General features: G+C 59.4%; 20 protein-coding genes. 13 read left to right on the top strand and 7 right to left on the bottom strand.

Annotated elements, in window-relative coordinates:
- The first annotated feature begins 9 nt into the window (after positions 1 to 9).
- The 5 genes from GBEM_RS18330 (at position 10) to GBEM_RS18310 (ending at position 4,346) form a co-directional block, all read left to right on the top strand.
- Positions 10 to 447 carry a hypothetical protein gene (locus GBEM_RS18330; protein WP_012532102.1) on the top strand — a complete coding sequence of 146 codons (438 nt, stop codon included), beginning with the start codon at positions 10 to 12 and terminating at the stop codon, positions 445 to 447.
- 745 nt (positions 448 to 1,192) lie between these two features.
- Positions 1,193 to 1,648 (top strand): hypothetical protein, encoded by a 456-nt coding sequence (locus tag GBEM_RS18325; RefSeq protein ID WP_012532101.1) that lies wholly within the window; start codon positions 1,193 to 1,195, stop codon positions 1,646 to 1,648.
- A gap of 10 nt (positions 1,649 to 1,658) precedes the next feature.
- The gene (locus tag GBEM_RS18320) at positions 1,659 to 2,966 is read left to right on the top strand and encodes a sugar MFS transporter (protein ID WP_012532100.1); all 1,308 of its coding nucleotides are present in this window, start codon (positions 1,659 to 1,661) and stop codon (positions 2,964 to 2,966) included.
- Between the two features lie 44 nt (positions 2,967 to 3,010).
- Positions 3,011 to 3,214: a hypothetical protein gene (locus GBEM_RS18315; RefSeq protein WP_012532099.1), complete on the top strand. Its 204-nt coding sequence runs from the start codon at positions 3,011 to 3,013 to the stop codon at positions 3,212 to 3,214.
- A 4-nt stretch (positions 3,215 to 3,218) separates the two neighbouring features.
- Positions 3,219 to 4,346, top strand: a complete 1,128-nt coding sequence (locus GBEM_RS18310; RefSeq protein WP_012532098.1) for a CapA family protein — start codon at positions 3,219 to 3,221, stop codon at positions 4,344 to 4,346.
- Here the strand turns inward: GBEM_RS18310 and GBEM_RS18305 are convergent.
- The 5 genes from GBEM_RS18305 to GBEM_RS18285 form a co-directional block, all read right to left on the bottom strand.
- Positions 4,343 to 4,684: a type II toxin-antitoxin system HicB family antitoxin gene (locus GBEM_RS18305; protein WP_012532097.1), complete on the bottom strand. Its 342-nt coding sequence runs from the start codon at positions 4,682 to 4,684 to the stop codon at positions 4,343 to 4,345. The two genes, GBEM_RS18310 and GBEM_RS18305, sit on opposite strands and share 4 nt — an antisense overlap.
- A 232-nt stretch (positions 4,685 to 4,916) precedes the next feature.
- Entirely contained in the window at positions 4,917 to 6,140 is a 1,224-nt protein-coding gene (locus GBEM_RS18300; RefSeq protein WP_012532096.1) for a multiheme c-type cytochrome, read from the bottom strand.
- A gap of 214 nt (positions 6,141 to 6,354) precedes the next feature.
- Complete coding sequence (locus tag GBEM_RS18295) at positions 6,355 to 6,753, bottom strand: Hsp20/alpha crystallin family protein (protein ID WP_012532095.1); 399 nt, start codon at positions 6,751 to 6,753, stop codon at positions 6,355 to 6,357.
- A gap of 33 nt (positions 6,754 to 6,786) precedes the next feature.
- Positions 6,787 to 7,233 (bottom strand): Hsp20/alpha crystallin family protein, encoded by a 447-nt coding sequence (locus GBEM_RS18290; protein ID WP_012532094.1) that lies wholly within the window; start codon positions 7,231 to 7,233, stop codon positions 6,787 to 6,789.
- A gap of 167 nt (positions 7,234 to 7,400) precedes the next feature.
- On the bottom strand, positions 7,401 to 7,871 hold the full coding sequence (locus tag GBEM_RS18285) for a YidB family protein (protein ID WP_226373895.1): 471 nt from the start codon (positions 7,869 to 7,871) through the stop codon (positions 7,401 to 7,403).
- 132 nt (positions 7,872 to 8,003) lie between these two features.
- Between GBEM_RS18285 and GBEM_RS18280 the strand changes: the two genes are divergently transcribed.
- The 7 genes from GBEM_RS18280 to GBEM_RS20980 all read left to right on the top strand — a co-directional run bounded on the left by GBEM_RS18280 (position 8,004) and on the right by GBEM_RS20980 (position 13,878).
- Positions 8,004 to 8,513, top strand: a complete 510-nt coding sequence (locus GBEM_RS18280) for a DNA-processing protein DprA (RefSeq protein ID WP_226373894.1) — start codon at positions 8,004 to 8,006, stop codon at positions 8,511 to 8,513.
- A 288-nt stretch (positions 8,514 to 8,801) separates the two neighbouring features.
- On the top strand, positions 8,802 to 9,257 hold the full coding sequence (locus tag GBEM_RS18275) for a Fur family transcriptional regulator (RefSeq protein WP_012532091.1): 456 nt from the start codon (positions 8,802 to 8,804) through the stop codon (positions 9,255 to 9,257).
- Between the two features lie 275 nt (positions 9,258 to 9,532).
- Positions 9,533 to 10,963 (top strand): carbohydrate porin, encoded by a 1,431-nt coding sequence (locus GBEM_RS18270; RefSeq protein ID WP_012532090.1) that lies wholly within the window; start codon positions 9,533 to 9,535, stop codon positions 10,961 to 10,963.
- Between the two features lie 82 nt (positions 10,964 to 11,045).
- Positions 11,046 to 11,297 carry a FeoA family protein gene (locus GBEM_RS18265; protein WP_012532089.1) on the top strand — a complete coding sequence of 84 codons (252 nt, stop codon included), beginning with the start codon at positions 11,046 to 11,048 and terminating at the stop codon, positions 11,295 to 11,297.
- Positions 11,298 to 11,301: 4 nt separating this feature from the next.
- Entirely contained in the window at positions 11,302 to 11,529 is a 228-nt protein-coding gene (locus GBEM_RS18260; RefSeq protein ID WP_012532088.1) for a FeoA family protein, read from the top strand.
- A complete protein-coding gene (gene feoB / locus GBEM_RS18255) occupies positions 11,526 to 13,751 on the top strand; it encodes a ferrous iron transport protein B (RefSeq protein WP_012532087.1) in 2,226 nt (741 codons plus the stop codon). The genes GBEM_RS18260 and feoB overlap by 4 nt, the downstream gene beginning before the upstream one ends.
- A gap of 1 nt (position 13,752) precedes the next feature.
- Entirely contained in the window at positions 13,753 to 13,878 is a 126-nt protein-coding gene (locus GBEM_RS20980; protein WP_012532086.1) for a FeoB-associated Cys-rich membrane protein, read from the top strand.
- An 85-nt stretch (positions 13,879 to 13,963) separates the two neighbouring features.
- On the opposite strand, the gene GBEM_RS21565 is transcribed toward GBEM_RS20980, so the two are convergent.
- A complete protein-coding gene (locus tag GBEM_RS21565) occupies positions 13,964 to 14,140 on the bottom strand; it encodes a hypothetical protein (protein WP_012532085.1) in 177 nt (58 codons plus the stop codon).
- 59 nt (positions 14,141 to 14,199) lie between these two features.
- A complete protein-coding gene (locus GBEM_RS18250) occupies positions 14,200 to 15,432 on the bottom strand; it encodes a bifunctional alpha/beta hydrolase/OsmC family protein (RefSeq protein WP_012532084.1) in 1,233 nt (410 codons plus the stop codon).
- A gap of 223 nt (positions 15,433 to 15,655) precedes the next feature.
- Between GBEM_RS18250 and GBEM_RS18245 the strand changes: the two genes are divergently transcribed.
- Positions 15,656 to 18,148, top strand: a complete 2,493-nt coding sequence (locus GBEM_RS18245; RefSeq protein ID WP_226373893.1) for a methyl-accepting chemotaxis protein — start codon at positions 15,656 to 15,658, stop codon at positions 18,146 to 18,148.
- The last annotated feature ends 12 nt before the right edge of the window (positions 18,149 to 18,160 follow it).

Genomic DNA, 18,160 nt, shown 5'->3' with positions numbered 1-18,160 from the left:
GGTAGCGATATGACACGGCCATCCCAGTCCAGAATCCTGCGCAGCTATCGGAACAAGGCGCCGAGCAGGTTTTACAACATCTTGTTGAGAGTGTGGAAGTGCCTGACGGACAACCCGAAGATCCCGGGATCGGTATGGGCTGCGCATCCTGAACTGCTGTCGTCGTTCTTGGCCGAGGCAGCAAAGTACCACGAGGTGTACCAAAGGGCCTCTCTCTACTCCAGCAAGCTTGACATTGCCGCGCGCGAGGTTCTCCAGGCGCAGTTGGTCGATCATATGGACGAAATCGCATCGGTTTTGGAAGCGATTTCTATCCGTTACCCAGAGGTGATTGTCACCTCGGGCTTCGAACTCTGTAAGGACCACAGGACCATCTCCAGGACGAACATACCCCAGACTCCGTCTGAAGATGTCACGGTATCGGACGCCGAAAAAACCAACTCCTGATGATGTTGTTCCGACCGGAGGAAGCCGATCCCCTGATCCTCGGTCGTGAGCACACCCTGGCAATCGAGACTATAACGAACATGGGGGTTACCGGTTAGGTAGCCCCTTTTATTCATCCGCCCGGTTTACCGACGGGGCATCACCCGCTCCTGACTCTCCTCGCGACGCTCCAAACCTGCCATCCGTGACCCGGCCCACACAGTTTCTTACCCCCCACACATGCTCGCCATCGCCCTATGGTGCCCCAATTTCACGTTCCAATTTGTCACGACCCCACGACAAATTAGCATGCGCCCGTTTCAATTTGTCACGACCTCACGACAAATTAGCACGCGCCCGTTTCAATTTGTCACGACCTCACGACAAATTAGCACGCGCCCGTTTCAATTTGTCACGACCTCACGACAAATTAGCACGCGCCCGTTCCAATTTGTCATGGCCTCACGACAAATTACCATGCGCAAGTTGCAACCCTGTCACGTCCGGGCCTGAGCGTGTAAAGGATATTGTGTAAATGCCCGTTCGCCCGCTTTTGATTTACACTGCTCTGTTGCAAGCTCTCGGGTGCAGGTGACAATTTGTCAACCACTGCTATGCTGACCTGCGGTCCTCACGCATTCGATCCAGATAACCGGTTCTCGGTCAATGAGTGGAAGCAAGGAGAGGTGGAAGTGCACGGCGGCAAGGAGGGACAAAGCTGTTCTTGTGTCGGTTTGATCGTATCTCCAAAAGGAGACCCTCCCCCATGAAGTATGTGCACATTTCGCTGATGAAGGCACGGTCCGACCCGTTCCAGGAACTCCTGTTCCGTCTGGCACACCGATTCCGTTGCGCGATCTTGAGGAGCAACCCGCGGACGGGCCGCTTGATAACCCTTCGGGACTTTCCCGTTGGGGCCTGCGGGGACGCATCACTGCTGTTGGCGAAATACCTTCAGGTCAACGGGTGCGGACGGCCTCTTTACATCGTTGGGAAGAGAAATGGGCTTATCCATGCCTGGCTCCAACTCGGAGATCTCACCATAGACATAACGGCTGACCAGTTCGATGATCAAGATGCCGGCGTGATCGTATCTGCGGAGAGTGCCTGGCACTTGTCCTTCAACGGTAAAATCTACAGCGTCGCCGACTTTTGCTTGTATGACCAACTTTCCGCCTTTGAACTCACTAAGGCCTATAAGGTGATCACCCGGTCACTGTGAAGGAGCAGCCATGGGGGGTGTGGTACCGACTACAGCGAAGCCAAAATCCTCACCAGCCCAGGGCGATTTCTCCATTGCGCTCATCGCGCTGACCTTCCTTTTCTTTGCCTGGGGGTTTATCACTTGCCTCAACGACATCTTGATACCCCACCTGAAAAGCATCTTCGCCCTGAATTACACCCAGTCGATGCTGATTCAGTTCTGCTTCTTTGCCGCCTACTTCCTCATGTCCCTCCCCTCGGGGGCGGTCATCGAGAAGATCGGGTACCAGAAAGGTATCTGTGCCGGGCTGGTGGTGGCGGCAAGCGGTTGCCTCCTCTTTTACCCATCGGCAGGGCTGCGTTCCTACCCGCTGTTCCTTACCGGCTTCTTCGTCCTTGCCTGCGGCATCACGTTGCTGCAGGTGGCAGCCAACCCCTACGTCGCCATCTTGGGCACGCCGCAGACGGCGGCGAGCCGCCTGACCCTGACCCAGGCCTTCAACGCACTGGGGACCGCCGTCGCCCCTTACCTCGGCTCCATCTTCATCCTCGGCGTCGCGGTCAAGCCCGCCAGCGACATCTCCGGGATGGCCCCCGCTGAACTGGCCCTTTACCGGGCCGCCGAGGCCGGCTCGGTGCAGGTTCCTTACTTATGGATGGCAGCCGTGCTCTGCGCCATGGCCGCCGTTTTCTCCTTGGTGAGGCTGCCGGAGGTGGAACCCGGTACCAGCGACCCCGAGACGGGGAAAGAGGAGTACGACCCCGGAAGCGCCTGGGGGTATCGGCACCTGAAGCTGGGAGCGCTCGGTATCTTCCTCTACGTGGGGGCAGAGGTGGCCATCGGAAGCTTCCTGGTGAATTACCTGGGGCAGCCTTACGTCAAAGCCTTGCCGGAGGCCAGTGCCGCAAGGTACGTTTCCTTCTACTGGGGCGGCGCCATGGTCGGGCGCTTCATCGGCTCGGCGCTTCAGAGGCTGGTCAACCCCGCGAGGCTTTTGGCCTGCAACGCCCTCGTCACCGCGACCCTGACGGCCGTCACCATGCTCACCACCGGCAGCATGGCCATGTGGGCAATTCTGCTGATCGGGCTGTTCAACTCGATCATGTTTCCCACTATTTTCTCGCTCGCCATAGCCGGACTCGGGCGTCACACGGGGAAAGGTTCCGGCATCATCTGCATGGCCATTGTCGGCGGCGCTATCATCCCGCTCTTACAGGGGGGGCTCGCGGATGTCGTAGGTCTCCACCACGCCTTCATACTGCCGCTAATGTGCTACCTGTACATCGCCTATTACGGCTTGGCAGGCCACAAGCCGCGCCTTAGCGCGCCGCGGTGAAATAAAGCTCAAAACATCTTTGCCGCACGACAGGAGGTCCTGCCATGCTCTCTAAAGACGACGCCAAAAAGAAACGGGAACGCAGGCATTCCCCCTACTCCTGGACCTGCCCCTTGTGCGGCAAGGCATGTCACGGCAACGGCGGCCAGATGGCCCACCAGAGCTGGCACCTGAAAAAAGAAGGGAGTCCGAAAGGGGAGTGGGGGGACTTCGTCGAACGCGCGCAAGCCAGGCGGAGCGAGAGCTGAGCTGATGCAAAATCCTGTCTCCATCTTCATGTGCGGCGACGTCATGATCGGCAGGGGGATTGACCAGATACTTCCCCACCCAGTCGATCCCCACATTTACGAGTGGTTCGTAACCGATGCCCGCCGATATGTGGATCTTGCAGAAAGGTGCAGTGGGGCGATACCAAGGCCGGTCTCCTTCGATTACATCTGGGGGGACGCCCTCGAGATCTTGCGCCGGCTTCGCCCGGACGTGAAGCTGATCAACCTGGAAACAAGTGTGACCACTTCGGAAGATTTCTGGCCGGGCAAGGGGATCAACTACCGCATGCACCCGCACAATTTCCCGGCGATCACAGCCGCCGGGATTGACGTCTGCGCTTTGGCGAACAACCACGTCATGGACTGGGGGTACCAGGGCCTTGAAGAAACACTCCGTACGCTAAAGGAATCCGGAGTGCGGTGCGCCGGGGCGGGCCCCGACCTTTCATCGGCGGCGGGACCTGCCACCGTTGCAGTTCCGGGCCAGGGGAGGGTGCATGTCTTCTCCTTTGGGGATGCCTCCAGCGGCATTCCTGGCGAATGGGGAGCCGGAAAGGAACTGGCGGGCGTGAACCTGCTGCCGGACCTTTCAGACCGGACGGCGGAGAGGTTGAGAGAGTCGGTGCGACAGGTGAAGCAGGAGGGGGACGTGGTGGTGGCCTCCATCCACTGGGGAGGCAACTGGGGATTCGAGATCCCGCCGGAACAGATCGACTTCGCCCATCGTCTCATCGACAGCGCCGGAGTCGACCTGATCCATGGCCACTCCTCCCATCATGTGAAGGGGATTGAGGTGTACCGGGGCAAGCTGATCATCTATGGTTGCGGTGATTTTCTGACCGATTACGAGGGGATAAGGGGGAAGGAAGCGTATCACGGCGACCTCGGCTTCATGTACTTTGCGGATGTGGAAGGGAAGACAGGCGAGCTGGAGGAACTGAGGCTGATGCCAACGCGGGTGCGAAAGTTCCAGGTGGTCCGCGTAAGTGGCGCCGACTCGTGCTGGCTGCGTGACACCATGAACCTCCAGGGTAAGGGGTTCGGGACTCATGTCGAAGAGACCGAAGATCAGACGCTCTTGCTAAGATGGGCTCAAACTGTGAAGGGTTAGCCTTCCGCGATTGCTTTCTTCAATATCTTTTGGCAATAGCTGTTCAGGCTTTCGCCGGATCTGAGGGCACGGATGGCTACTTGGCGATGCAACTCCTTGTCGACCCTCAGCACAAACCGACCGGAGTACTCCTTATTTGCCGTGGCAGGTGGCAGCGGCTTGCCATCGGCTTCGTACAGCTCTATTGCCTCCGCCACCGTTTCACAAAGCTCACGGTAAACCTCTGCCTCATTATCTCCATGGACCCCGCCGTAGATAAGACCTGGACAGGTCCCGACATAACAACCATCCTCCTCGGACCACTCGACCAGTTTCAAGTACTTGTCTGTCTTCTTCACTTTTTGCACTCCTTGATTGCAGCTTCGACCTGCCGTTTCTGGTAAGGTTCGCGTCACAGACGCTCTATGAGTTCCCGGATCTTTGGTGGCAGTGAGTGATGATACTACGGTGATACTACGGTGTTAATTTTGCCTAAGGATGGTGGCGCACCCGCTGCTTCACGGACTTTCTGTGAAAAAAGCGGGGCGTCCTGGACGCCCCGCTTTCTTTTAAGCATTGGAAATAAGGTCGTTACTTCTTGTGACCCGATTCGCGGATCATCGCAGCTGCATCGGCCTTGATGTCCACCAAGTCCTTCTGCATCTCGGCCAATCCGTACCAGGTGACGTAGTCGGGGTTCATGTGGAACGCACCCTGGAAGGCACGCATGCGGTGCTCCAGGAACATCACGTACAGGGTCTGCTCGATGGGCGTCCTGGTGTCGTAGAAGGTGAGCAGGTCCGGGTAGGCCGGCTGACCTTTCTGCGGCTTGATGATCCCTTTGTCGTACAAGTCGGCGACTATGGTGATCGCCTCGGCCATCAGCTTGTCGGCTTCCTTGATCATCTTGTCGGCGTTGCCAAGGCTGGTCTTCGCGTAGCTGGCGCTGTGGCACTTGCTGCAGACGCCCACCATCTTGTCGCGGGACGCCTGCCACTCTTCTTTGGTCAGGCGGGCGACTTTGCCTGCCTTCACCAGATCCAGGCGCGGGGTCGGCTTGCCGGCTGCGTCGAGAACCCCCAGACCCTTGAGGATCGTCACGCGGTACCCCATCCACTCGGCGTCCTCTTCCGGCAGGCGCAGGGCCAGGAAGCCCCAGGAGGTCATTACGTTGTGGTCGCCGTCACCCATGTGGCAGGTCTGGCAGGTGGGGGCCCGGCCGGTGTCGCCTTCCATCTGATAGATGGAGCCGTGCTTGGAGTTGGACCACATCTCCCACTGCGGATGGTCGAAGCCCATGTGGCAGGTGCGGCAGGCTTCCGGCTTCTTCGCCTCGGCCTTGCTGAACTTGTGGCGGGTGTGGCAGGAATTGCAGGGCGAGCCGTAGCGACCCTCGTCGCGGGACTTCTCGTCGCGGATGCCGACCTTGTGGCAGCCGCCGCATCCCTTCATCCCCTGGATGTAGGCGTGGGGCTGGATCTTGTTGGTCGGCATGGCGTCCATGGCGACCCAGGCGAGAGCGTGCTTGCCGGAGGCGTACTGGTCATGCTCCTTGGTGTGGCACTGCTTGCAGGTCTTCTCGGTCGGCATAGTGACCTTGGCCACGTCTTTCGCGCTTTGGTGCTCTTTGCCATGGCAGTGGAAGCAGTCGACGCTGCCGCTTTTGCCCATCTCGCCTTCGAGGAAGTCTTTGACGATGTTGGGGGTGACCTTCTTATGACAGGTGATGCAGTTGCTTTCCGCAGCCAGTGCAGGCAGAGCCAACATGAGCATCAGGGCCATACCTCCGGCCAATTTTTTCAGACAGTGCAGCATTGAATCCTCCTTCGGAATATAAAAATGGTGCTCATGTAAACCATATGCCCGAGGGGATTTCTTTGATCCAGATCAAAAAAGAATGGAAAGGGGGAAGGCCTTTTTTCCAGGAGGAGCTTTCCAGGAATGCGAAGGGCCGCTCTGGGCGGCCCCTGCTATTTTGATGGTGGTTTTTGAGGTGGGGAGATCCCCTTTCTGCTCGTCTGAGTGATTGTCAGCCGATCTGCACCTCGATACGTCTTGGCTTCGCGATCTCCGCCTTGGGAATCCTGAGGGTCAGGATGCCGTTGACGAAGTCTGCCTTGGCCTTTTCGTGGTCGAGGCTCTCGGGAATAGTGAACTGACGGTAGTAGTTCCCCAGCTGAAATTCGCTGTAGACCGGGGTTCCCATCAGGGTCGATTTCGCCGGAGCCGTGATGGTGAGGATCCCTTTTTCGACGTTGACGTCGATATCCCCCTTGGCCACGCCCGGTAGGTCGGCGGTCAGGAAGAGTCCTTCTTCTGTCTCCACGATGTTAACCGCGGGGCGGATATACCTTTCGTTAGACCTGGTTTCCTCACGGGTCTGGACGTTGCGCTCGTCGTTTCTTTCGGTCAAGCTGTTCGGTGCCATTTCTAAGACCTCCTTCGTGATGGAAATTGATCCTTACGAGAGTTTGATATCTATCTTCCTGGGTTTCGCGTGCTCGGCCTTGGCCAGCTTGATCTGCATCATCCCGTCCTTGCACTGCGCCGTTATGTTGTTCGGGTCGATGTCGACCGGGAGTTCCAGCGTTCGGGTGAACCTGCCGGATCCGAGCTCGGAGCGGTGAATTACACCTTTCACCTCTGCGAAGGGTTTCCGTTCGCCGCTTATGGTCAGGGTGTTCCTGAGGACGGATAGGTCGACGTCCTTGGGGTCGACGCCAGGTACCAGTGCCTCGACGTAGACGCTCCCTTCATCCTCGCTGAAGTTCACCAATGGGAACCGGCGGGTCGCCACCGGGGAGAGGAACGCCGGGCCGAAGGGGCGGTTGTACCCTGCGCCGCGAAATGCTTCGTCAATTTCTCTTCTCAGGCTGTCCAACTCTTTGAATACATCCCAGGTTGCCATGTCGGTTGCCTCCTTTTCAGAGTGATGGAGTGATTTTCTGATGGGAAAATAAGCATTGTTTTTGCGTTGTCAAGGGGGGATGGTACGTGCGGAAAAGACGAGTGGAATCGGTGTCTTGGCTGATAGTGGAGCCCCCGCGCCTTCTTGTGGGGCGCGGGGGCTAGGTGCTACGAGAACCTGCTCTTGATGAACTCAAGTCCCTTGTCCAGGATGCCCCCTTCGGGGACAGTCCCCTCCGGCGTCGCCTTATCCACCATCTCCGGCAAAATGTTGCTCAGCTTATTGGCCGTTTCGTCCGTAGAGGTTCCTGCCTGCGTTGCAAGCTGCTGCATACGTTCGTTCCCCAGTCCTTCCTTCACCTGGTTAGGCGAGATGGGGGCGTTGGGACCTTTGCCGATCCACGAGGAGATGATGTCCCCCAGTCCCTTTTGCTGGAACGATTGGATGATGCCTCCCAACCCGCCGGTTTCCCTGTTGGAGAGCATTTCCACGATCCCCTTGACGAGACCGGAATTCTCCCCGCCGCTCATGCCGCGAACCTTGCTGGTAACGTCATCGATTATTCCCATTTTTGTTCCTCCTTTTGGCTGTTGCCTGTCTTGACCGTCTGCCCGGACCGATGAGGCGGTTCGAGTCACGGCCCGCTTGAATGCGCTGCGTCCCGGGAATTATTGGCGCCGACTAATCGGCCGCAGAAGTTTACCACCCGTGGCAAGAGTAGGGAACAAGGCGAAGCCGGTTAAAAAAGGGGAGGGGGTACGAGGCGCAAGGTGGCGGCAACCCAGCTATACTTGGGGCTGCTCGCGGGGAAGGTGATAAAGGGGGCGGCGATGTATTCGATCGGCAACGAAGAAATCTTGATGCAGCAAAAGGTCGCTTTCCTTTGTTCCCGGAAGGTTCCCCAAGGGGTTGCGGTGAAGGCGCGCCGGTGGGCCGACGAGCAGCGGGAACTGGGAAGATGCGTCATCTCCGGCTATCACTCTCCCCTGGAGAAGGCGGTGCTTTGCCGCCTCCTGCTGGGAACACAGCCGATCATCGTCGCCATGGCGCAGGGGCTCGGGAGGATCGACCCCGAATGGGGAGCGCACATCTCAGCGGGGCGCCTGCTGGTGATCTCGCGCTACGCCGAAAGTGTGACCCATCCCTGCGAATCCAAATGCTATCAACGCAACAAGATGATGATGGATCTTGCCGACCAGGTAGTCATTGCCCATGCCTCTCCAGGAGGAAAACTGGAGCTGCTCTGTGCAGCGTACCCAGGAAAGATCTTCTTTTTGTAGCAGCAGTTAGCCGTAAGAGTACCCGTCCTCGTACTTGCTAGAAAAAAAATGTTGACAACTCACAGAAGCTCCTTTATAAACGACTTCAACTTTCAAAACCAACTGACTCCTCTTTCATTATTAAAAGGCACGCACAATCAACCTCTTCGCTGTGGTGCTGGATGTCTGGACAGGGCAAGCCAGTGAGTGAACCTTGGTCGTGCAAAGCTATGTAGTACGATTGAAAGTGATATTCGTTTTTTTCAATGTGGTGACAATGTCACGCCGATACAGTTGGGGCAAGCGGCTATGCAAATGAAGCAGCAGGTGAAAGAGCGGTTCAACCATTTCCTTTCCAGAAAACATCTCAAGACGACTTTGCAGCGCAACCTTGTGGTCGACGCGATGGTCGAGCTGGGCCGGCACACCCACGTCGACGAGCTTTATCTGCTCTTGCGTGCGAAGTATCCCTATATCGGCCATGCCACTGTTTATCGCTCCTTGAGGCTCCTTGCCGAGTCCGGTCTCGCCCGCGAGATCTATCTTGGTGATGGGATCACCCGTTATGAGCTGGCCCGGCAGGGCGAACGGCATGACTATCTTGTTTGCAGCGACTGCGGCACCGTCACCGAGTTTGAAAACAGCTCGGTCGAGAAAGAACAGCTAAGGCTTGCTCATAATCTCGGCTTCGCGATCGAGACACTGAAGATCGAGCTCAAGGGCCTTTGCCGCCACTGTCAGGTACGCCATTCCAACACTAACTGATTACTTGCAGGACCTATAAAGCCTACTGCGATGATTCGCGGTGATGGCTGCAGGATAAGCCAGATACACGTCTGCGGAAGTTATATGCCGCTTCGGAGCTGTCTGCCGCTAAGGGGAGTATTATTTTTTTTCTCAAATGAATGAAATTAACTTTCAGTTTTGCTGTAACTAGTCGATACGTGAAGTGCAGATACTCATAGCAATAAATAGATAGAACAGTCTTTTGTCTTACAGAGTGAGGAATGGCAGCCGCAACAATTGAAGAGGGGGATTAGATGAATTTCAAGAAGATTCCGGTAGCAACTGCTTTCTTTTTAGGGAGCCTTTTACTTTCTTCCGGAGCGGCTTTCGCGCTGCATCCGGACCTGGTGGTTCCGGAGAGGGTGGAACTGAAGCACAAGGCCTGCCAGGACATTGTGCGGCTCGGAGCGAAGTACAAGGTGGAGGGGCTCTTCACTCCGGAGTTCCTGGAGGGAAAGCAGCACGACTGCAGCCGGATCGATGTCGCGCTGGCGGTGCAGCTTTTGACCGAGAAAATGGCGGAAAAAGCGGTGAAGGAGGGGAACCAGGCCGTGGACAGGGAAGACCTGCTGCTGCTCGCGGACCTGAAGGAGGAACTGCGCGCCGAGATGCTGCTGGTCGGTACCAGGACCTTCGAGTCCCGTTACCAGGACCTGGGCACCAGGTTCACCGCGCTCACCAAGAACATCTCCCTTAGCGGCGGCATGGTCGGCGTGCTCCAGGGGACCGTCGGCCACAGCCCCAAAGATCACGCCGATACCGTGGGACGCGCCGATCTGGTCTTCAACTTCAAGGTGGGGGAGAACACCATCGCCGTCCTCGACCTCGAAGCGACCGGCGGCGAAGGGATCGACAAGACCGCTCGCATGAACTCGTTCTCGGGCCTGAACGGCCTGGCCGGATCCACCGGCGACCGGGTCAGATTCCGCGAGGCGTGGGTCGAGCATTCGGCCTTCGACGACCGGATGGTGCTGACCGCCGGCAAGGTCGACCTTTCCAACTACTTCGATTCCAACGCGGTCGCCAACGACGAGACCGGGCAGTTCCTGGCCGGCGCCTTCGTCCACTCCGCCGTGCTCCCTTTCCCTGCTAACGGGCCCGGCGCAAGGGTGGCCGCGAAACTGACCGATTCCCTCGTCGTAGGCCTTGGCTATGGCAGCGGCGATGCGGGCAGCGAAGACAGCTCCGACTCAGCCGACATCTTCAGCCACGGCTTTGGCATCGCGGAACTCGATTACAAGGTGAAGGCAGGGAATCTGGAAGGGAACTACCGTCTCTATGCGGCCTTGGACGGAGCAGTCGCCGGCAAGTTGGAGCAGAAAAACGCCTGGAACTTCGGCGCGAGCCTCGACCAGCAGCTGACCGACAAGCTGACCCTCTTCGCCCGCTACGGCCAGCGCGACAAGGATGTCTACGAGGTCCAGCAGGCCTGGAGCGCCGGCGGGCAGTACGTCGGGCTTTTCCCCTCCAGGAAGAACGACGTTCTCGGCGTAGCCTACGGCCAGATCAAGGCGCACAGCTCCATCGCCGATACCCAGGAGAAGCTGACCGAGGTCTACTACAAGTTCAAGGTAAACGACCAGATCGAGATCGCGCCGGTGGCGCAGTACCTGGTCCACCCGGCCGGCGTGCGCGGCAACGACGACGTGCTGGCGCTGGCGCTGCGCGCCCGGATCAGCTTCTGATCGAAAAGGGCAGGGAACTCCCTGCCCGTCCTTTTGTCTACCGTGTGAAAATGAATATTAAAATTAGAGAAAGGAGCATCTCATGATACCACTCGGAATTTTAGGTGCAGGCGAAAGCGGCGAGATAGTAGAGATCCTTTTGGGCAAGACGGAAGGTTCCGTGGCGCGAGGCGAGCTGGAAAAGACGGCGATCCGGGTGGAGGACATGGGAATCCGGGTGGGAAGAAGCGTGGAGATGCTGAAAAACGGCGGCGGCACGGTCCTGCTCAGGGTGGACGAATCGAGAATCGCCATCGCCAGGCGCATGGCAATGAAAATCATGGTGAGGAGGTAGTGCGATGAATCTGGCAAAACTGAAGCCGGGGGAAAAAGGGAAGATCACCGCCATCGGGTCCATCGGGCCCCTGAAGCGGCGCCTCATGGACATGGGGGTGCTGGTGGGCGAAGAGGTGAAGGTGCTCAAAGTGGCCCCGATGGGGGATCCGATCGAGGTCAACATCAAAAGTTACAGCCTGTCGCTGCGCAAGAAGGAAGCGGAAGGCATCGCGGTGGAGGTGGCAGGGTGAGCACGCAATTGAAATGCAAGGAAAGCCTGGAGGAGACGGAGGGGAACCTCGCCGCGGCGCAGCAGCCGGCGCAGGATCGGGTCATCACCGTGGCCGTTGCGGGAAACCCCAACTCCGGGAAGTCGACCCTTATCAACGCCATCGCCGGGACCAGGCTCCACGTCGGCAACTGGGCCGGGGTCACGGTTGAGAAAAAGGAGGCCCAGCTCGACTACGCCGGCAGGAAGATCAGGCTGGTCGATCTCCCCGGCACCTACTCGCTCTCCCCCTACACCCAGGAGGAGATCGTGGCGCGTGACTACCTGGTCAACGAGCGTCCCGACCTGATCGTCAACGTGGTCGACGCCACCAACCTGGAGCGCAACCTTTACCTCACCGTCCAGCTTCTGGAACTGGGAATCCCGGTGGTGATGGCGCTCAACATCTACGACGAGGCGCAGGCGAAAGGGTATGAGATCGATGTCGAGGGGATCGAGAAGATGCTGGGCGTAGCCGTGGTCCCCACCTCGGCCACCAAGAAAACCGGCCTCGATGAACTCTTCAAGTCGGTGCTGGCCGCGGCGGACGACCTGGCCGGGCATATGCCGAGGAAGCTTACCTACGGCGAGGACATCGAGGCTGCGGCGGAGCAGGTGGCGGACGAGCTGCGCCACCGCAACTTGCCCCTTTTGGGGCGCTACCCGCAGCGCTGGCTTTTGCTGAAGCTGATGGAAGAGGACAGCCACGTCCTGGAGCAGATGAAGCTCGACCGTCTCGATTTCCTGGACCAGGCGCTGCATCACCTGAAAAAGGCCCACGGCGACGACATGGAATCGATCATGGCCGACGCCCGTTATTCGCTCGCCTCCGGGCTCACCCGCGAGGTGCTGCAAAAGCCGGAGCTCAGGCAGACGGAGCTGACCGAGAAGATCGACCGGATAGTGCTGAACCGCTTCCTGGGCATCCCCATCTTCCTGGGCGCCATGTGGCTTCTGTTCAAGCTGACCTTCGATCTCTCCGCCCCCTTCGGGGGATGGATTGGCGCCATGACCGAAGGCCCATTCAAAAGGTGGGCGTCGGCGCTTTTGCTGCCGCTGGGAGCGCCGGATTGGACCGTATCGCTCGTGAACGACGGGGTCATAGCCGGCGTGGGGTCGGTGCTGGTGTTCGTCCCGGTCATTTTCGCCATGATGTTCTTCATCACCTTCCTCGAAGGGAGCGGCTACATGGCCCGGGCCGCCTTCGTCATGGACCGCACCATGCATTCCATCGGCCTGCACGGGAAGTCCTTCATACCGATGCTGCTCGGCTTTGGTTGCAACGTGCCTGGGATCTACGCCACCCGGACCCTGGAGAACCCCAAGGACAAGGTGCTGACCGCTCTTTTGGTACCGCTCATGTCGTGCGGCGCGCGCCTGCCGGTGTATGTCGTCTTCGTGTCTGCCTTCTTCCCGAACAACTCGAGCACCGTTATCTGGTCGCTCTACGTGATGGGGATTCTGCTCGCCGTGCTGATGGGGCTCCTCTTCAAGAGGACGCTCTTTCGCGGCGAAGCGCCCATGTTCATCATGGAGCTGCCTCCCTACCGGATGCCCTCTTTCAGCAGCCTCTGCGTGCACACCTGGGAGAAGGGAAAGCACTTCCTGTTCAAGGCCGGCACCTACATCTTCGCCGTCTCCATCCTGGTCTGGTTTCTTTTGAACCTCCCCTGGGGGGTGCAGCACAAGCGCGATTCCTATCTTGGTCAGGCGGGCGCGGTGGTGGCGCCGGTGTTCCAGCCCCTGGGCTTTGGCAACTGGGAGGCGGCCTCGTCCCTGATCTCCGGGGTCATTGCCAAAGAGATCGTCGTTGGCACCATGGGCGAAATCTACGCGCCGCAGAAGGACGAGAAAGGGGAGGTGCCGACCCTGAAGGAGGACCTGAAGGAGATTGCAGTTTCCTTTGGAGCCGCCTGCAACAAGGCCGTGAAGACACTGTTCTACCTGCCGGTGCCGGAGGAGAAGGAGAAGGACCGTTCTTCGCTGAGACACGCGCTACAGGGGGTTTTTACTCCTCTGTCCTCCTATGCCTTCATGGTCTTCGTCCTGCTCTACATGCCGTGCGTGGTGGCGATCGCGGCGATGCGCCAGGAGTTCGGCACCTGGAAATGGGCGGTCGTGGGGCTCGTGTATCAGACAATGCTGGCCTGGTCGGCGGCACTTATCATCTACCAGGGGGGGAGCTTCCTGGGGTTTGGAGGCTGACATGGGAATTGCGGATATCATCATTGCGACGGTCATCGTGGCGGGCGCGCTTTACATCCTTTATCGGACTCTCTGGAAGAAAAAGGGATGCTGCGGCTGCGAAGGGGGGAGCTGCTGCAAGAAGTAGCCTAGAGGTAAAACGACGGCGGGCCGGGGAGAAATCCCCGGCCCGCTTTCCGTTGGAGCTTCCAGCCGCTGGAGCTGCTGGGACTTCAGGCATAGACGGAGAAACCCTGCTGCTGGTTCACCGCCGCCGCCTGCTGGGCGACGATGTTCGCCATCTGCATCTGGGCCTCCGCCGCGGTCTTCATCAACGCCATCGATACGGTCTGCTGGGCTAAGGCGGCAGCGCCTGCGATCTGCATGCTTGCTATCTGACTTACCTCCATGGCCTATCCTCCCGTAGATTATTTATCGGCGCGACACGCGGCAACTTGAGCCAAAAATATCAACCGTTCTCCCGCAGCCTGGTGTCGATGCGGATCTCCCCGGAAAGGGTGCGATGCACCGGGCATTTCTCGGCGATCTCCAGTAGCCTTTGCCTCTGCGACTCGTCGAGCTCCCCGAAGAGCTCGATCTCGCGGCTGAACATGTCGATGCGTCCCTCCCTGGTTTCGCATTCCCGGCAGTCCTCGGCGTGGATCTTGTGGTGGGACAGGCGAACCAGCGCGTCCCGCAAAGGCCACCCCTTCTGGCGGGCGTACATCTGCAGCGTCATCGTGGTGCAGGCGCCGAGCCCTGCCATGACGTATTCGTAAGGGGAGGGGCCCTCGTTGCTCCCGCCGTACTGCAGCGGTTCGTCCGCCACCATGCTGAAGCCGTTGGCGAATATTTCGGTGCGGAAACCCTGTGCTGCGGTGCGGGCGGTGAGCCGGTTGTCAGCCGGCTCGCGCCGCTGCACCGCCTGCGCATTTTCCGCGGGGGGAAGGTAACGCGAGGCCCAGGTGGCGATGACTTCGCCGGCATAGCGGGAGTCGGCGGGATCGGTGAGGAGGTGGTCGGCCTCGCCCAGCGAGATGAAGCTCTTGGGGAACCTTGCCGCCTCGAAGATCCTGGAGGCGTTATCGATCCCCACTATCCTGTCTGCCGGCGAGTGCATCACCAGGATCGCCGCTTCGAGACGGTCCAGGAACTCCTCGGGGCGGTGGGCCTCCAGATCGTCGAGGAGGCTCTTCCTGATGGTGAAGTCGCTTCCCCCCAAGTGCACCGTGGCCTCCCCCTCGCGTTCGATCTGCTGCGCGGATTCCCCCAGCAGTTGCCTCAGGTGCGCAGGGGTGAAGGGGGCTGCTATGGTGGCGATCCCCTGCGCCGAAGGGATTTCGCCCGCGGCAGCCAACACCGCCGCCCCCCCCAGCGAGTGCCCGACCAGTATTTTCGGCGCGGCGTACTCCTGCTCCAAAAAACGCGCCGCGGAGACCAGGTCGCTCAGCTCCGAGGAAAAGGTGGTCCGGGAGAAGTCCCCCTCGCTCTCCCCCAGCCCGGTGAAATCGAAGCGGAGCACGGCGATGCGCTTGCTGCTCATGGCGCGGGTGATGTTGACCACGGCCTTCAGGTTTTTGGTGCAGGTAAAGCAGTGGGCGAAGATGGCGTAGGCAATCGGCTGTTCGTCATCGGGCAACTCCAGCCGTGCGGCCAACTGCTCCCCGCGCGAATTGGGAAAACTCACTTTCTTGGTGTTCATCCTGACCTCCTTTTCCGTTACCTCCGCCTTGCGGCTTCGCATAGGCAAGCCTGTTCAAAGGTAATGTTACGGCGCGGCCAAGTCAAGAAAACGGCTGCGTCCTTATGCGCGCACCGAGCCCGGCGCGTGCTGCAGATCGAGCCAAACATCCAGGTGCAAGCTATCAGCTTTACTTCTTTTATCTTTTGCCGATATGGGATATAAATCCGTACACTGCAGAATCATGTCTCAACTTCAGGAGTCCATGATGCTTGCCGAGTGGTCGATAAAGAAACGCATCATCTTCACCGTCCTTAGCCTCTGTCTCGCCAGCATCGCCATCCTCGGCGTCTTCGCCTATGAGCACCAGAAACAGCAGATGCAGGAGGGGCTCAAGGATCAAGCCTCCAAGAACGGGCGGCTTTTCGAGGCGATCCTGAGAGGGGACGCCGAGGGACTGGCCAGGGCTCACGCCGGGCTCGACAAACTCGACTCCCTTCTGGCCCCCTTCGCCGCCGGAAACAAGAGCGCCCTCCTCGCCGCGGCCCAGCCGGTCTTTAACGAGATCCGGCAGCGCAACAACATCACCCACATGTACTTCATCGAGCCCGACGGCAAGGTGCTCCTGCGTGTGCACAAGCCCGAGCAGGATGGCGACATCTTGAAGTGCGAGACCTTCCTCAAGGCGCAGTCGACCGGGCAGACCGCGAGCGGCCTGGAGATGGGGAAGAACATCTTTTCGCTGCGCAGCGTGCGGCCGGTTTCCTACCAGGCAAAGGCGATCGGATACATCGAAGTCGCCGAAGAGATCGATCACGTCTTCCAGCAGATGAAGCAGATCACCGGCAACGAGGTGAGCGTCTTTTTGACCGACAGCTTCCTGAAGAGCAACAAGACGGAACTGCAAAGCGCGCAGGTCGGCTCCTTCAGGATTCTCTACCCCACGCAGAAAGAGGTCGCACTCGGACTTGCCGCCGAATCGCTCCCCGAGATGCAGAGCGGGCTCAAGGGACCGCAACTTAAACTCGTCTCCTACAAGGGGGGGAAGTATCTGGTTGCCGTCGGGCCGCTCAAGGATGCCTCGGGGGCGACAGTCGGGGTGCTCTTGTCGCACAAGGAGATCACCCCGCAGTTCGCCTCCTTGTGGAAACGGGTCGCCGCGCAGGTCGGGATATTCCTGCTGATCGTCATCGCCGCCGCTTTGCTGCTCTACCTTTCCCTCAGGAAAAGCCTCAACCTCTTCCGGATGATCAGGGAGCACATCGTCTCCGTCACCACCACCTGGGACCTCACCCGCAGGATCGAGATCGACACCGAAGACGAGATCGGCGCCTTGGCCGCCGACTTCAACACCATGACCGGGAAGCTTTCGGAGATGGTGCAGCAGGTGCATCACTCCAGCGGGGAACTGGCGCGGGTCTCGGCGAACCTGGTCCAGGTCTCCGGCACGGTGATGGGCGGCGTGGAGCAGCAGTCGGCCTCGGTGGACGAGACCTCCTCCGCCATGACCCAGATCACCTACTCCATCAAGGGGGTGGCCGAGGCGGTGGAGGGGTTGTCGCAGTCGGCGACCGAGAGCTCGTCCTCCGTCCTGGAGATGGCGTCGAGCGTGGAGGAGGTTGCCCTGAACGCGGAGGCGCTGGCCCGGTCGGTAGGCGAGGTTGGGTCCGCCATCGTGCAGATGGCCGCCTCCATCACGGATGTGGGCCTCTACGCCGACCTCCTCATGGCCGAGGCGAGCGTCAACTCCTCTGCCATCATGGAGATGGACAGCTCCATCAAGGAGGTGGAGAAGAACGCGCTGAACACGGTGAACATCTCCGAAGCGGTGAAAAATGACGCCGTGGTCGGCAAGAGCGCCGTCGACTCCACCATCCTCGGCATCAACGCCATCAAAGCGTCCTCTGCCATCACCTCGGAGGTCATTACCAACCTTTCCCAGCGCGCAGGCGACATTGGAACCATCCTCTCGGTCATCGACGACGTGGCGGCTCAGACCAACCTCCTGGCGCTCAACGCAGCCATCATAGCGGCACAGGCGGGCGAGCACGGCAAGGGATTCGCGGTCGTGGCTGGAGAGATCAAGCAGCTTGCCGACCGCACCAGCGCTTCGACCCGCAAGATCGGCGAGGTGATCCATGGGGTCCTGGAGGAAACGGAACGCGCCGTTGCCGCCATCGGACAGGCCGAGCAGAACATTGCCGAGGGAGAGGCCCTGTCCAGGAAGTCGGGCGAGGCGCTGGAAAAGATCGTGCAAGGCGTCCAGCAGGCAACGGAGCAGGTGAATGGGATCGCACGCGCCACCGCGGAACAGGCCAAAGGGAGCATGATGATCCGCGACACCACCGAACGGGTGACGGCGATGGTGCGGCAGATTGCCGACTCGACCCGCGAACAGGCGGAGGGAAGCAGCCTGGTCCTTGGCGCGGTAGAGAGGATGAAGGACCTTACCGAACAGGTGAAGGACACCACCCGCGAGCAGAGCAACGTCGGCAACTTCATCGCGGAAACTACCGAGAGGATCTCCAACATGATCCGCCACATCCAAACGGCGTGCGACGAGCAAAGCCGCGGCGCGGACCTGGTGCTCCCGGCGGTGGAGAACATAAGATCCGCCAACGAGAGTAACCTCGGCGCGGTAAAGGTCCTGGGCGAGACCATGTCGGCGCTTTCAGGGGAGATAGCTGTGCTGCAAAACGAGATCGACCGTTTCAACGCTGCCGGCAGCAGCGACTGAAAAAGGGGACAG

The organism is Citrifermentans bemidjiense Bem (genome assembly GCF_000020725.1).
Taxonomy (GTDB): domain Bacteria; phylum Desulfobacterota; class Desulfuromonadia; order Geobacterales; family Geobacteraceae; genus Geomonas; species Geomonas bemidjiensis.
The sequence above is the reverse complement of the archived record's forward strand: the minus strand, read 5'-3'. Positions and strand labels throughout refer to the sequence as shown.